The 14642-nt window shown below is 62.0% G+C and carries 9 protein-coding genes, 1 tRNA gene and 1 pseudogene; 1 reads left to right on the top strand and 10 read right to left on the bottom strand.

Going from position 1 to position 14642, the window contains the following annotated elements; all coding sequences use genetic code 11:
* Nucleotides 1–993, top strand: a pseudogene (locus tag Q0G18_RS07100) (hypothetical protein); the annotation flags it as partial.
* A gap of 1004 nt (nucleotides 994–1997) precedes the next feature.
* Here the strand turns inward: Q0G18_RS07100 and Q0G18_RS07095 are convergent.
* The 10 genes from Q0G18_RS07095 to Q0G18_RS07050 all read right to left on the bottom strand — a co-directional run bounded on the left by Q0G18_RS07095 (nucleotide 1998) and on the right by Q0G18_RS07050 (nucleotide 14175).
* Nucleotides 1998–2071, bottom strand: a tRNA-Gly gene (locus Q0G18_RS07095).
* Nucleotides 2072–2467: 396 nt separating this feature from the next.
* The gene (locus Q0G18_RS07090) at nucleotides 2468–3205 is read right to left on the bottom strand and encodes a TIGR03936 family radical SAM-associated protein (protein WP_297151287.1); all 738 of its coding nucleotides are present in this window, start codon (nucleotides 3203–3205) and stop codon (nucleotides 2468–2470) included.
* A complete protein-coding gene (locus Q0G18_RS07085; RefSeq protein WP_297151284.1) occupies nucleotides 3202–5238 on the bottom strand; it encodes a TIGR03960 family B12-binding radical SAM protein in 2037 nt (678 codons plus the stop codon). Before Q0G18_RS07085 ends, Q0G18_RS07090 begins: the two co-directional genes overlap by 4 nt.
* A gap of 49 nt (nucleotides 5239–5287) precedes the next feature.
* Nucleotides 5288–6451 (bottom strand): hypothetical protein, encoded by a 1164-nt coding sequence (locus Q0G18_RS07080; RefSeq protein ID WP_297151281.1) that lies wholly within the window; start codon nucleotides 6449–6451, stop codon nucleotides 5288–5290.
* Nucleotides 6448–7668: a rod shape-determining protein RodA gene (rodA, locus tag Q0G18_RS07075; RefSeq protein ID WP_297151277.1), complete on the bottom strand. Its 1221-nt coding sequence runs from the start codon at nucleotides 7666–7668 to the stop codon at nucleotides 6448–6450. Before rodA ends, Q0G18_RS07080 begins: the two co-directional genes overlap by 4 nt.
* A 19-nt stretch (nucleotides 7669–7687) precedes the next feature.
* Nucleotides 7688–9865: a penicillin-binding protein 2 gene (gene mrdA, locus Q0G18_RS07070; protein ID WP_297151275.1), complete on the bottom strand. Its 2178-nt coding sequence runs from the start codon at nucleotides 9863–9865 to the stop codon at nucleotides 7688–7690.
* 9 nt (nucleotides 9866–9874) lie between these two features.
* Nucleotides 9875–10399 carry a rod shape-determining protein MreD gene (gene mreD / locus Q0G18_RS07065; RefSeq protein WP_297151272.1) on the bottom strand — a complete coding sequence of 175 codons (525 nt, stop codon included), beginning with the start codon at nucleotides 10397–10399 and terminating at the stop codon, nucleotides 9875–9877.
* Nucleotides 10399–11262: a rod shape-determining protein MreC gene (mreC, locus tag Q0G18_RS07060; RefSeq protein WP_297151269.1), complete on the bottom strand. Its 864-nt coding sequence runs from the start codon at nucleotides 11260–11262 to the stop codon at nucleotides 10399–10401. Before mreC ends, mreD begins: the two co-directional genes overlap by 1 nt.
* A 61-nt stretch (nucleotides 11263–11323) precedes the next feature.
* Nucleotides 11324–12379 (bottom strand): rod shape-determining protein, encoded by a 1056-nt coding sequence (locus Q0G18_RS07055; protein WP_296058523.1) that lies wholly within the window; start codon nucleotides 12377–12379, stop codon nucleotides 11324–11326.
* Nucleotides 12380–12534: 155 nt separating this feature from the next.
* Nucleotides 12535–14175, bottom strand: coding sequence for a hypothetical protein (locus Q0G18_RS07050; protein ID WP_297151267.1), 1641 nt, complete (start codon nucleotides 14173–14175; stop codon nucleotides 12535–12537).
* Nucleotides 14176–14642 lie beyond the last annotated feature (467 nt).

The following is a 14642-nucleotide window of genomic DNA, read 5'->3' as shown; positions in this document are numbered from 1 at the left end:
AAGAAGTTCTCCGACGGCTCGAACTTCATCTTCTCGCAGGCCATGAAAAGCCCCGAGAAACTCGCCGAGTATCTCGCCTACTATCGCGATCAGTACGAGAACTCTGATAAGAACTGGGTCCAGTACGACTACGAGTACACTGCCGCGGCAGCCGATAGCGGCACCACGAACCCCATCCCCGTCGACGTGACCGCGCCGTGCAACATCGACGTCGCGTTCTGGAGCACGGATGATACCTTCCAGTCGATGGTTAATGCCGGCTACGACATGAACGTCTACTACAAGAACGCCGCCGACTTCGACGGCCAGGTCTTCTTGCAGTACCTCGTCAGAAACTCCAATAACGGCCAGCTCAACACCGATTTCGACAAGCTCAAAGCCAAGCTCGTGGACAAAATTGCCGCAGGTTCGACAGTTGAAGATACCATTGGAGCCAACTTCGACTTCGTCAACGACCCCGCCAAGATCAGCCTCACCGCCAATGGCGTAAAGCTCTCACCCGAGAAGATCGACGCCACGACCTACGGTTTCGGTGAGAACAACGACGGCACATACCGCTTTACCCTGAAGTACCAAGCCGGTGAAAACGAGAAACTCACGCTCACGCTGAACGAGGCTGCCGCGCCGAGCAGGCCTGTCGTGCTGGAATACAGCGAGCTTCTGGTGAATAAGCCCACCGAGCCCGGTACCCACACCCTCAAGGTCAACGAGAGCGCCGTGCTCTATCCGATTGACGGCAACGGCGTGGCCGGCGAGGCATACGAGTTCCCAGTTCCCACCGTCGACTATACGGTTGCCAAGCCTGATCCGGCCCCGCAACCCGGCGCTACTGACAAGCCTTCCGACAACGGAACGACCGCTGACAAGCCGGGAGCGAAGACCGCTCTAGCAAAGACTGGCGATGCGGCATTCGCGATTGGCATGGGATGCCTGCTCGTTGCGGGCGCAAGCGCTTGCGCGATCGCCACTGCTCTGAAGCGCCGTCGCAATTAAGGGCGTTCGGACGAGTAGCCGTCCACGCATAACCCCACGCCGCAAACAAGAGCGGCGCCACTGAAGAGTTTTCGAGGCGAAGTTGCACACGGCTTCGCCTCGATTGTTTCATCCTGAGAATGCGCCCCTTCGACAGGGCATCTTGATGTCGTAGATAATCGAGACGAGCCGCTCTCCGTCGTCGACAGCCGCGAAAAAGACGAAGTACCTGTTTACCCATGGTTTGATTGACTTGCAGCCGTTGAGCGAGTTGCGAATCTCTAGGATAATAGGGGCGGTAAGAACTAGTACAAATGCACATACGAGTACACCTTGTTAGAGGAGAAAGCGGTAGGAACCCGCAGCTTGCCGATAGCCGTCCTTCGGGACGGCTATTTTATTACCGATTCGAAGTGATTGCATGCACCTTGCAAAGCCTCCAGGCAGCGAGTCCGATGCTTTCAAGTCCCCAAATACGACGAGCTGACGCAAGTGCGCGCGTGCCCAGTCGGACGCGCCTGCGCACGCGCTGTTTTGTCAGCGGCACAAGGTCGCCGAGACCGCTCAGCCCCCTCGCGCCCTCGGGTCGAAATTCCCCCGATGTCTTTTGCCTGAAGGAGCAGGGGCGCCACACTGACATCGACTTGCGCGAACAGTGAAGCCTCCAACCGCTTGAGGTTATGTACAAAAATGACGATAAGTTGTGAAGAAATTGCGTGCTGCTCCCCATATATAATAAATATGTGGAGTATCTCATCTCGATTTTGCTTCAATTGCACCGTTTTTGGTACAGATAAGACACTTCGACGATCTAATTCACTATTCCTGCACAACTTATCGTCAATCTTGTACACGGCAACGTTTCCCACGCCCGCATTCATGCAAACTTCAGTCCCCGATTGGCACGCATTCGGTCCCGCCCCTCCCCAATTTAATTCCCAGTTTGTCCCGCATCCCATTTGGTGTGAAGACTTGGCACCCAAAGAAAAAGGCCAGAGACTTAGAGCCTCTGGCCTGGTGTTTCATGGAGCGGGTGACGGGAATCGAACCCGCGTTATCAGCTTGGAAGGCTGAAGTTCTACCATTGAACCACACCCGCGATTTGCAGCGTTAGCTATTGTACCGCAAGTTACCCCATCGCGGCGAAACTTTTCTCAAAGAAGCGACTTGACCACACGCGAAACCGCACGCGGAACAGCTTTCTCTCGATGCAACCAACCCGACATCCCGATTTGGATGTGCCAAGCCGCCAAATAGCATATCGAGCACACCTAGCTCGGCACCGTAATCTGGTCGCCCCGCAACAAGGAAGCTCGATTGAACGCCACATGAGCCAGCTTGCCAATCGCATGCCAACGCACCCCAGCCCGACATCGCGAGCTGGGCACTTCACAGCCCGACAGCTACCGCCACGCGCCCAGCCTAGCAATCCTCGTCGCACCCCAGCCCGACAGCCATCGCCGCGCTCAGAGCCTGGAATCCGCGCCGCGTGCCCCTACTCTTGGGCGATGCGCATGATGTTCAGGATACGAAGCGCATCGTCGTCGCAGCAGGGCAAGTCGAGCCCGCGCTCGGCCTTCTTCGCGATCATCGCCTCCGGGACCACCGCGTTCTCCACCCAGGTCACGCCCTGAACGATCTCCCCCGACGCAGCCAAATTGTAATTGTCGACCGCCTCGCGCAAAAGCAAGTCCGGACGTAAGCTGCCCGTCGGCTTCGCCTCCAACTTGAAGGTGGCCACCGCACCCGTAAGCTCGAAATTCCCCACGAGGAACTCGGCGGGATGCAGCACCTTCTCCTTCTTCTTGCGCACAACGTGAATCTCATCAGGCAGAGGCAGCACCGCTGGAGTGCAGGACAGAAGCGCGCGGTAGGTGCTCACGGGGAAGGCGACCGATGCAGCCGCCGCCTTGGGCTCGATGTAGCGGCAGTCCTTCACCATGAGGTCGGCAACGCTCGCATCCTGAAGGGCGGAAAGCGCCTTGTCAGCGGAAACATAATGCGTCAGACGGACGTCGGCAATCTCGTGCGCCCCTCCGACGCCGACGGGCAGCGCCGCGCCGAACGCGATGAGCATATGGGGCGAGAAGCCCTGGCTCACCGCATAAGGCAGGCCCGCGCGGCGCACGGTGCGCTCAAGCGCGCGGGCGACTTCCAAATGCGACAGCATCGCGAGGCGCCCCTGCTTGGCAAACGTCAGGCGAAGGCGAAATACCTGCTTCGACTCGCTCATCGCGCACCTCCTTCGGACACGGGAAGCGGGCACTCGGCGCTCGCCGCCTCCGCGGAACCATCGTTTCCCGATGTCTTAGCGGCAGCAGGAGAAGCCGTAGCCGCCTCAGCATGCGCGAGTGCGCCGTCGACCTCGGTCCCCGCAGCCGCCTCCGCAGGCGCGCTCGGGATGGAGCGAACGCCGGCAAGCATGTTGTCGCAATCGAGCGCCCGGCACGCACCGCAGCCCGTGCACTTCTCGAAGGTGCAGTCGGGTGTGGTGGTCTCCGCCGCCGCACGCTTGCGCTCGAGCGCCAGGTAGCGCGTGGTCACGCCCGTGGAAATGTGCGCCCACGGCATGACGCGCGAGGTATCCCACTGCGCCTGCGCGATTTCCGCAGGATCGATTCCCACGTCGGACGCAGCACTTCGCCAGGCGTCCTCCAAGAAGAGCTCGGTCCACGCGTCGAAGCGTGCCCCTCGGCGCCATGCAGCCTCCACCCAGTCGGCCGCCTGCCGCCCGCCGCGGCTCATGACGGCCTCGACGAAGCTCGTCGCCGGATCGTGCCAATGAATATCGACCGCCTTGTACTTCACACTGTTGCGCAGAAGATTCACGCGGCGCAGCGCCTCCTCGGGCGGAATCTGGCCATCCCACTGGAAAGGCGTCTGCGACTTGGGAACGAACAGCGCGACCGACGCGCTCACGCGCACGTTACCGCGATGCTCGGGAGGCACGGCAGCCTTCGCTCGATCGTAGGCGCGCTGCACAAGGCTCGCGATGCCCTTGATGTCGTCGTCGGTCTCGGTGGGCAGGCCGATCATGAAGTAAAGCTTGCAGCGGCGCCACCCCGCCTTAAACGCGGCGTCGATGGCTCCGAACAGGTCGTCTTCCGTCACGTTCTTGTTGATAACGTCGCGCAAGCGCTGCGTACCCGCCTCGGGCGCGAAGGTAAGGCCGCCCTTCTTCTGTCCGGCGACGAGCTCGGCCATATCGACGCCGAACGAGTCGAGGCGCTGGGAAGGAAGCGAGATGCGCACGCCCTTGCCGTCGCACGCATGGTTCAACTTGATGAGGATATCGGCAATCTGAGAATGGTCGGTCGAGGAAAGCGAGGTCAGACTCACCTCGTCGTAGCCAGTGTCGGCAAGGCCGTCGAGCACCGACGACACCACGTTGTCCGCAGAGCGCTCGCGCACCGGGCGATACATCATGCCGGCCTGGCAGAAACGGCACCCGCGCGCGCACCCGCGCAGCACCTCGACCGAGAGGCGATCGTGCACGCACTCGGTATAGGGAACGATGCACGGCTCCCACCCAGAGCTTTCCGAGAAGCCCGCGAACAGGCGCTTCTCAATATGCTCAGGAACGCCCGGCTCGAGCGGCTCAATCCATGAGCCCGCGCGCTGCGCCTCCTCTTCTTCCCGCACGCGATACAGCGAGGGAACGTAGCACCCGGGAAGCGCCGCAAGCGAGCGCAGGATATCCTGGCGCGTCGCACCCGCGCGGCGCCCCTCGCGCACGCAGAGCAGCGCCTCGGGCAGCGACTCCTCGCCTTCGCCAATGAGCATCGCGTCGAAGAAGGGCGCATAGGGCTCAGGATTGAAGACGCAAGGCCCGCCGCCAAGCACGATCGGGTCGTCCTGCACGCGATCGACCGCACGCAGGGGAATGCCCGACAGGTCGAGCACTTCGAGAACGTTGGTCGCCGCGAGCTCGTGCGGCAGTGTGATGCCGATCGCATCGAACCCCGAAAGCGGGGCGCAGCTTTCGAGCGAGAACATCGGAATGCCCTCTTCGCGCATGAGGTCGATCAGGTCGACCGCAGGCAAAAACGCGCGCTCGGCGGCGAGGTGCTCAGTCGCGTTCACCGCGTTCACGAGGATGCGAACCGCCTGATTCGGCTGCCCGAGCTCGTAGGTGTCCGGGTAAACCATGCAGTAGTTGAAGTCCGCGCCTTCCTTGCGCGTGCTCCCCCATTCGTGGTCGAGATAGCGCGCTGGTCGCTCCACGCGCGCAAGCAGCGGCTCAAGCCGCGGCCACAAGTCGATCATGTATCCCCCCTCGATATACCCTTGATATGCAAAGCCGCAGGTGCGGCCCTTATTCAGTCTTCTTGAGAACCGACGCGGCACCTTGGCGAACCGCCGTCTTCACGGTCGAGAGCACACGAGCCCCCGCAGGAGTCGCCGCCACATCACCCGCAATCTGCGTCGCCTTCGCGGTCGCCGTGGAAATGACGCCCGCAAGACCTGCGATGTTGCCGCCGCGCTCGAAGTACTCGATGGCCGCAAGGCCCATCGCCTTCGTGCCCGCATAGCCCACGCCGGCCTTCACGGCCCAGCCGATGGCGGGCACCACTCCCGCAACCTGGCGGGCGACGCTGCGGCACGCGAACCCACCGGCAACGATGGCGGCAAGTTCCTTCACGCGCGCGGCGCTCATGGGCTCGCCGTATGCGGCGGCGATTTGGAGCAGCATCTTCGCCTGGTTGAGCGTCATGAGCGGCATGTCGGCGCCGGGAATGAAAAGCACGAGGCCGATGCCGGCGTTCTGAAGCGACGTCGCGCTCACCGCCTCAAGCGAGAGCGGCTTGCGCACGAACGGGAACGACAGCGCGAGAGCGAGGCGCTTCTCGCGGCACGCGGCCACAACCCACTCGCCCATGCGGCGATCAAGTGCAGCGGCCGCGGCGGCATCGATGGGAATCGGGGCGTCGAGGACATCAGGCGAACTCGCCGCCGCGCCCGCGGACCCCGCGACTGCACCCGCGCCCGCTGACTTCGCCGCGCGTATGCCCGCGAACACGCTTACATGCGCGCCCGAGACTTCCCCGCTCGCGCAAGCGGCATCGCCATCGGCCTCGCAACCCGCGACACCTTCGGGCGCGACCAGATCGCCTTCGGGAATGGGATTACCGTACGCGCTCGCCATGTCGGCCACGAGGCTCGGCATCGACGTCACAACCATCACAGGAACGCCCGCAGCGCGAATTTCCGCAGCTCGGCGGCCCACTTCCTCGGAGAAGCCGGCGACGATCACCGCCATGTCGTCGCCTTCGTACGGCGAGAAGGCGGGTCCCGCGAAATATCCCACGGTCACGCGAGCATGCGCACCCGCGCCGACGAAGGCCGAGCGAACATGCGCCGCCACGTCGCCAGGCGCCGAATCATCGATGAGCACGCTCACAGACACTGGCGTGCTGCGCGCGCTTTCGATGTCGATCGCCGCCTCGATGACCGCCTTAAGGTCGATGGGAAGTTTCATAGCCGCCCTTCTTTCTTCTTGTCGATGTTCGATCCGCGATAGACCGAGCCGATGAGCCCCAACGCCATGAAGCTCATGATCATGCCAGTCGAACCGTAGCTCACAAACGGCAGGGGAATGCCCGTGATGGGCATAAGACCGCAATCCATGCCGATATTCTCCAATATCTGGAACAGCCACATGCCGACAACGCACATAACTATCAAGGTTCCGAACAGGTCGTTCGAGTTGCGCGCGATGCGCATGCTCACGTAGATGAGCGCACCGTAGAGCGCGAGCAGGGCCATCGACCCCACGAAGCCGAACTGCTCGGCAAGCACGCAGAAGATGAAGTCGGTCTGCGCCTCGGGCAGAAAGCCATGCCCCGACTGCGTGGCGTTGAGCAGACCTTTCCCGAAAAGCCCGCCCGAGCCGATGGCAATCTTCGCCTGCTGGAGGTTATACCCCGACGACGATGTGTTCGAGCCGTCTTGGTCGAGGAACACGAGCAGGCGGTTGCGCTGGTACTGCTTGAGCAGCTTGTACTCGCCCGTGGAGTTGTAGATGAGCTGGTCGATCGCGAACACCGCCGCGATGGCCGCAATTCCCAGCGCCAGCGTGATGAGCAGGTACTTCGGACGCGCGCCGCCCGCAACGAGCGCCATCGCGCCGATCGCAAGGTACACTAGGCCCGTGCCCAAGTCGGGCTGCGTCATGATTGCCAAGAAGGGCACCAGGATGAAGAAGATGACTTTCATGTATTCCCGCAGGTCATCGAGGCGACCGCCGTAGCGCGCCACAAGGGCCGCGTCCATGAGGATGATCGTGACCTTCGCGAACTCGCCCGGCTGCACCTGAATGCCGAGCTTCAGCCACGATTGGGCGCCCATGCCGGCGTCGGTGCCAAGACCCGGGATATGCGGGGATAAGATGAGCGCGATGTTCACGATGAACAGCGGCATGACCGCGTTCGCGAACCGCTGGTAGTCCACCCGCCACATGAGCATCATGACGACGGCGCCCACCGCGGCGAAGATAAGCTGGCGCATGAAACTGTAGGTCGTGTCGGTCGATCCCTCGATGGACGACCAGCACACGAGCAGGCCGTACCCCACAAGCAGCACAATGATCGCAACGAAGGGAAGGTTTACCAGAGGGAGCCTCCCCCTGTGCGGGCTCGCTGCACGCGAAAGCGACGCATCGGGCGTCTTCAAGCTGTCTATCTGCGGCAATGCCATACTATTTCACCTCGCTTCCCTAGTCGGAGCGGCTTGCGCTCTTGGTGCTGAAACCCTCGATCTGACGGCCCGACGACCCGGCGATGCGCCCCATCGAGGACGCATCGTTGCTGCCGGCATCGGCGGCCATGACCGCCTCCATCACCTTCGCGCCCACCGGTGCCGCCACATCCGAGCCGCCGCCGCCCTGCTCGATAACGGTCGCGACCACGTACTTCGGGTCGTCATAGGGCGCGTAGCACACGAACCACGCGTCGTCGCCCTTGTCGGTATGCTCGGCGGTGCCGGTCTTGCCCGCCGCCTTGATGCCCGACTCGGCAAACAGCGACGCGATGCCCTCGTTCTCGGTGACCACGCCGCGAAGGGCGTCGCGAACCGTGTCAAGATACCGCTGGTCGACGTCGGGTTCGGTGACGACCTCGGGCTCGTAGCTGACGACCGTCTGCCCCGAGGCGTTGCGCACTTCCTTCAGCAGATGCGGCTTCATGATCTTGCCCGTCGCGAGACCGCCATAGGCCACCGCGACCTGGATCGGCGTAACCTGCACGTCGCCCTGGCCGATGATCATGTTGGTGTAGTCGCCGCCCGTCCACGTGGCGTTCGCGGGAACATTGCGCCAGCGCGTCGCTTTCCATTCGGGCGTGGGCACAAGGCCCTCAACCTCGCCGCCGATGTCGATGCCCGCCTTCTTCCCGAAGTCGAACCGCTGTACCATCTCCTGGATGGCGGTGTCGGACAAGTTGCCGCCCTGGCTTTTCGATGCGAAGAAGAAGTTCTTCGCGATCTCATAGAACACGACATCGCACGAGTTGACGATGCCGCCGCGGAAGTCGAGGTACCCATGGCCGTTGTGATTCCAGCACCATTGGGGCGAACCGGTGTTGAAGCCGTCCCACTTGCCCGTGCAGTCCCACGAGCGGCCTTCCGCGAAGCCGTATTCCAAGCCAGCGAGTCCGGTGAAGGGCTTGAAGGTGGAGGCCGCGGCGTAGAGGCCCGCCGTCACGCGGTTTTGCAGCGGCGCATGCGCGGAGTCGGAGTTGTAGACGTTGTTCGCCTCGGTGGACAACCCGCCGACCCAGTTCGTCGGGTCGAACGTGGGATAGCTCGACAGCGCGATGATGCTGCCGTCGCGCACGTCCATGGCCACGACCGCGCCACCGACGCCCTTTCCCGTGCCGATGACGCCGTCACTAGGCGCAATAAGGCTCGCGAGCGCCTCGTCGGCGGCGTACTGGACCGAGCCCTTGATCGTCAGGTACACGTCCGACCCGCGGGTCGCCTTGGTCTCGCTCACCACGTCCACGACGTTACCCTGCGCATCGACGGTGACGACACGCTGCCCATGGTCGCCGGCGAGCAGGTTGTCGTACGCGCTCTCGATGCCCGATTTACCCACGTCATCGGTCAATTGGATATCGCGGTTGGACGGCGCGTTGGAAACCTGGTCCTCGCTCGGCGTGCCCGTGTAGCCCAGGGCATGGGCGCACAGGGCGCCGAAGGGGTAATCGCGCACCGTGCGCGTCTCCACCGTCACGCCCGAGAAGGCGTCGGAATGCTCGGCGATGAAGGCGACGTCGCGCAGGCGGACATCGCTCGCCACGACGCGCTGGCTCTGCGCGCCCGCCGTGGTCGACTGGATGCGCTGGCGCACGATTGCCTGAGGGATGCCGAGGACGGCCGAAAGCCGGGCAACGACATCGTGGTCGTCAACCACGTCCGCATCGGCGAGAACGGTCTGGCTCGAGCGGTTCTTCACGAGCGCGATGCCATCGGCGTCGTAGATGTAGCCGCGCGGCGCGGGCGTCGACACCGTGGTGTAGAGGTTGCTCGCGGCCTTGTTCGAGTAATCCTCATTTGAAAGGATCTGCATGCTCCACAGCTTCGCCGCCAAGGTGCCGAAGACGGCGACCGAAAAGATGCTGACGCCTGTGAAGCGCCCCTTCAGGCTGTCGGCAGGCTTCTTCGAGTTGGCATGGCCGCTTTTCACCTGCACCTCGGACTCGGGGCGCGAAGAGGCGCCCTTGCCACGGGCGAAGCCCCCGCTCGAGCCGACGCCGACGGTCGAGAGCTGCTGCACCTCTTTCTTCCCGCTGTTCGCGTAAGGGGTCTTCGTGCGGTTGCGCACAGAGAGCACGACGACGATGATCGCAGCCGCAACGAGCGCCGCGACCACTGCTGCGATGATGGCTACCAGCATGCGGGCCCCCTAGCGAAGATGCGGCGTTCCAGGCTGCTGCTGAATCGGCTGCGCCAGGAAACGCACGACGATCGGGTAGAAGATAAGCGCCGCAAGGAAGTTGTAGACGGTACCCGGCAGCGCGCGGAAGACAAACGCGTCAAGGGCGCTCACGCCCGCGCCGAAGGCCATCATGAACGCAGCGTAGAGAAGCTCGATGACGAGCGTCGATATGGCGGCAAGCAGCAATGGCATGAAGAGCGTATCGTTGTTCACCAGCATGAAGATGCGCTTCGCGAGGAACGACACGCCAGTGAGCAGAAACGCCATCGCACCCACAGGGCCCGCACCCAGAAGGTCGAACAGCAGGCCCAGAACGAACGCGAACACAGGTCCCGATTGGTCGGGGCAGACGATGGACACGATGAGCACGTAGGCCATGATGAAGTTAGGAACCGCACCGAAAAGCGCGATGTTCGGAGCGAGCGCAATCTGGAGCAGCACGGCGATGATCGCGCCGATGATACGCGGCACGACGGTGATCGGTTCGTTCATTACTGCGCACCTCCCGTGCTCGACGACGATTTCGATTGCGAAGAAGACGAAGACGAGGAGTCCGACGAGCTTTCGGAAGCGCTCGTGACGACGAGGACCTCCTCAAGCGACGTCGCGGCATCGTTGGGGGAAACGACGATGCGGCGGCTCGCGTCGTTTTGCGCGCCCTCGATCTTCACGACGGTGCCGATGAGCAGCCCGCGGGTATAGCTTCCGCCCAGACCCGACGTGAGCACGACATCGCCCACCGAGACCTGCACGTCGGAGTCGATGTTCTCAAGGTAGAGCAAGCCGTCAAGCGAGCCTCTGACCACGCCTTCCGCGCGGCTCGACTGGATAAGCGCCGCCGCACCCGAGCGCGGGTCGCTCAAAAGGCGCACGGTCGACGAGTTCGCCTGCGCCGAGACCACCTGCCCGATCACGCCGTTCGGCCCCATGACGGTAAGACCGGCCGTCACGCCGGAGGAGGTTCCCACGTCGATGGTAACCGTCTGGTTCCACGCATCGGTGTTGCGCCCGATGATGCGGCCGCCGATTCCTTCGGCACCTGAACTTTCCTTGAGGTTGAGGAGCCCTTCGAGGCGCTCGACTTCCTGGCGGTACTCTTCGGTCTGGGCGACGAGCTCGCGCAGCTCGGCGTTCTGCTCGCGCAGCTGCGTGAGCGTCGCATCGTCCGCGGAGGCGTCGGCAAGCGTATCCTGGGCATCGCTCACGCCCGAAGAGGCGGACGCGCCGACGAACTTCAGAGGCGCGGCGATTGAGCTTACGGCGCCCTGAATCGCGTGCAAAGGCCCCGACTCCCCTTCGCGGGAATACACCGTCGCCATCACGAGGGAGACGACGAGCAGAACGATAAGGAGCACCCGATTGGCGGATGCTCCGTTTCTGTTTTGGAAATTAAGCGACATAAAAGCTGTTCAGCACCTATTTCGAGCGCATGAGCGTCTGTTTGAGCGCCGTGGGCGTCTCGAGCACCTTCAGGCAGCCCGTAACGACGTTGGTCAGCGCCGTCTCGCTCACCCACACGGGAATCTCGAGCTTGTCGGACAGATAACGGTCGAGGCCGGAAAGCAGACCGCCACCGCCCGTGAGCAGGATGCCGTTCTGGATGATGTCGGAAGCCAAGTCGGGGTTCGTCTTCTTGAACGTTTCCTTGATATGGATGACCATTTCCTCGCACGGTGCCTGAAGTGCCTGGCGCACGTCTTCGGACTGGATGGTGACTTCCTTAGGCTGCTCGGTGAGCACGTCTTGGCCGGAGATGATCATGTCGCGCTCGCGCCCGTCCTCGAAGGGCAGAATGGAGCCGATCTTGATCTTGATGACCTCGGCCGTGCGCTCGCCGATCTTGATGCCGAGCAGATCGCGCAGGTGCATGGCGATGGTTTCGTCCATGCGGTTGCCCGCAAGACGAAGGCTCGAGGACGTCACGATGCCGCCCAAGGAGATGACGGCCACCTCGGTGGTGCCGCCGCCGATGTCGACCACCATGGAGCCCGTCGGCTCGGTGACGGGCAGATCGGCGCCCATCGCCGCGGCCATCGGCTCTTCGATGAGGTACGCCTGGCGGGCGCCCGCCTGGATGGCGGCCTCGAAGACGGCACGCTTCTCGACGGACGTGGCACCGCAGGGAATGCAGATGACGATGCGCGGCTTGGCCTGCCACGGGTACTTGCGGACCGCCGCCTTGTTGATGAACGCCGAGAGCATGGCCTCCGTCACGTCGTAGTCGGCGATGACGCCGTCTTTGAGCGGGTGCTCGGCGGAGAACGCCTCGGGCGTGTGGTTGATCATGTTCTTCGCCTCGTGGCCGACGGCGAGAACGCGATGGGTGCTCTTCTCGATAGCGACGACCGAGGGCTCGTTGATGACGATGCCCTCGCCCGTCATCGCGACGAGCGTGTTCGCGGTTCCAAGGTCGATGGCCATGTCGGTGCCCATCTGGCCCGTAAGGTTCGAGAACCAATCCATAAACGACATAAAAGCAAAACCCCTTGAGGTCACAGTTGTTTCAAGTAACGACTGATTTTATCACACGGCGTTTCACCTGATTGAAAATCCATGAGGGGCACAAGGGCCGTACGAGAGCATTCCCGCACGGCCCTTAGGTCGCCATCAATCGAATTGCGATTGCCTTAGCTGCTCTTACGACGTCGAGCGGCAAAGCCGATGCAGAGCACAGAACCGGCCGCAATCGCCGCAACCGCAGGCAGAACAACAAGGGTTGCATCCCCCGTCTTGTCTAGCTGGGATTGAGCGGTATCTGGGCTCTTGGAGGGATTGTCGGAATCGGCGGGGTCGGAAGGGTTGCCGGAATCGCTCGGCGTCGCCGAAAGTTTCGCGATCGGCTCGGTTTTAACCTGCGTCTCGAACGCTTGGTTCTCGAAGACGGCGGTATAGGTGCCCTCGCCTTCTTTTTCGGTAGTGGCGGGGACAGCCACCTTATAAGATGCTTTCGCGGTCTCCTTCTCGATGTGGCTGGCGTCGCGATTGCAGACGCGCTCGGCGGTGCAATACCAGTCGTCTCCCTGCTTGGCCCACGTATACACAGGCGCGGCCCAGTCGTGGCCAAGCGGATCGAGGTCGTCGGACCTTGTCTGGGGCGCGAAGCACTTGTGCTGGAAGTTGGCAGTGTAGATGTCCTTGCCGTTCTCGGTGCAGCTGGTCTCGGTCGTGAGCTCAGCTTTCACGGTCTCCTCGAGAGGCCAGCCGCAGTAGCCGCACTTGGCGTGACCGGTGCAGTACCAGCCATCGGCCTTCTGCTCCCATACGTAGTCGTTTTGATCGACGAAGTTGTCCTCATGCTCGCCATCGGTGTAATCGTGGGAAAGCATCTTGCCACCAGAGTACACGAGTTTACCGCCGATGGACACGTCGCTGCGCCCGGTGTTGTTGCCCGACTTGCCGCCGAAACCGAACAATTGAGTGCACGTGGCTTTGTCGCGCTCGGCCGTGACCATATTATTTCCAGTGAAGTTTATGACGTACTTGTAGTCGCCCATATTAGAGTCGTTAATGTTCAGCGCCTGCTTGTAGAAGCCCAAAAACGAGCTCGAATTGAACGTGCAATTGTTCACGTTCACAGCGATGTTGTTTTTGCCCGCGCCGGCATCGGTGTAGACATTGATGACCTTGCCGCTCGCGTTGAACGTGCAGCCATTGAACGTCATAATCGGCGAGCTGTAGGTCCAAATCGCATAGTCGCCGCTAGGGGCGTTAAACGTCGTGTCCGTAAATGTGGCGCTCTGGTAACCCCAGTAGAAGGTTTTGCCGTCGACGACGCAACCGTCGACCACGGTGTTGTCGGCGCGAATGAAGCCGAGATAGTTGGCGCTGCCGGAACGAAGCGTCATGTTCTTGAACGTCACGGTACCGGCGCCGTCGAAGGAGTAGTCGCCATTGTACTCGGTGCCGAAATAGGTAGGATCGGGCACCTCTGCACCGACGTTCCAGCTTGTCTTATCGGTGCCGGAGCCTTCAAAGGTGAGGTCTTTGCCCTTGGTGTGGCCCTCGGAAGCCACTTTGTAGAGGGTGTAGTTGCCCTCGCCAAGCTTGAGCCTGTCGCCGCTTTGCGCCTCGGCCGCGGCGAGAGCAAGGTCGGTGTAGACCTTGCTTGTGCGGATATTCACGATTTCGCCGAACGATGCTTCAACATCTCTCGGGGCGCTCTCGATGTTGAGGGAAGCATCGACCGAATCGGCATCCGTCGCATTCGCGTCGGCGGTGTTCGTCTCAGCAGCCGCAATGCTCGGCAGAAGCCCGAAGACCAACGTCATCGAGAGAATCGCAGAGAAGAGCCACCCCCCCCCCTCCCGTCTTTTGAATATTCCTGCTCGCCATAACCAACAATCTCCTTTCTTCCATCTTTTCCCGAAGCAAATCCGCAGCCCACCGCAGAGCTCGTTTATTTCGCTAGCGAAATAAAACTTGCCCTCGGTGTTAGGCAAACATACACTTAATAATATCACTAAATCGCTCAGTCTCAAACGATGCGCACCCGTCGGCGAAAGGGCGTGCAGCAGCAACTGCTAGATCAACCCATCTGCGCTTGAGAAGTGCCTCGGAGCGAGTGACAAACCCAAAGCGCCCTTCCCATCTGCTCGGCTTGCCGAAGATGAGAAGGACGCGATTACCCATTGCCATTCGCATGCTTTCCGAGGGAGTCCCTGGAGTTGCCGCTTCTTTGGCATACCCTAGTGCACGCTGCAGGAGAGGCAGGGGTCGTAGGCTCGCACGAGCTCTT

The sequence above is a fragment of the uncultured Ellagibacter sp. genome (assembly GCF_934636505.1).
Lineage (GTDB): Bacteria > Actinomycetota > Coriobacteriia > Coriobacteriales > Eggerthellaceae > Ellagibacter.
The sequence above is the reverse complement of the archived record's forward strand: the minus strand, read 5'-3'. Positions and strand labels throughout refer to the sequence as shown.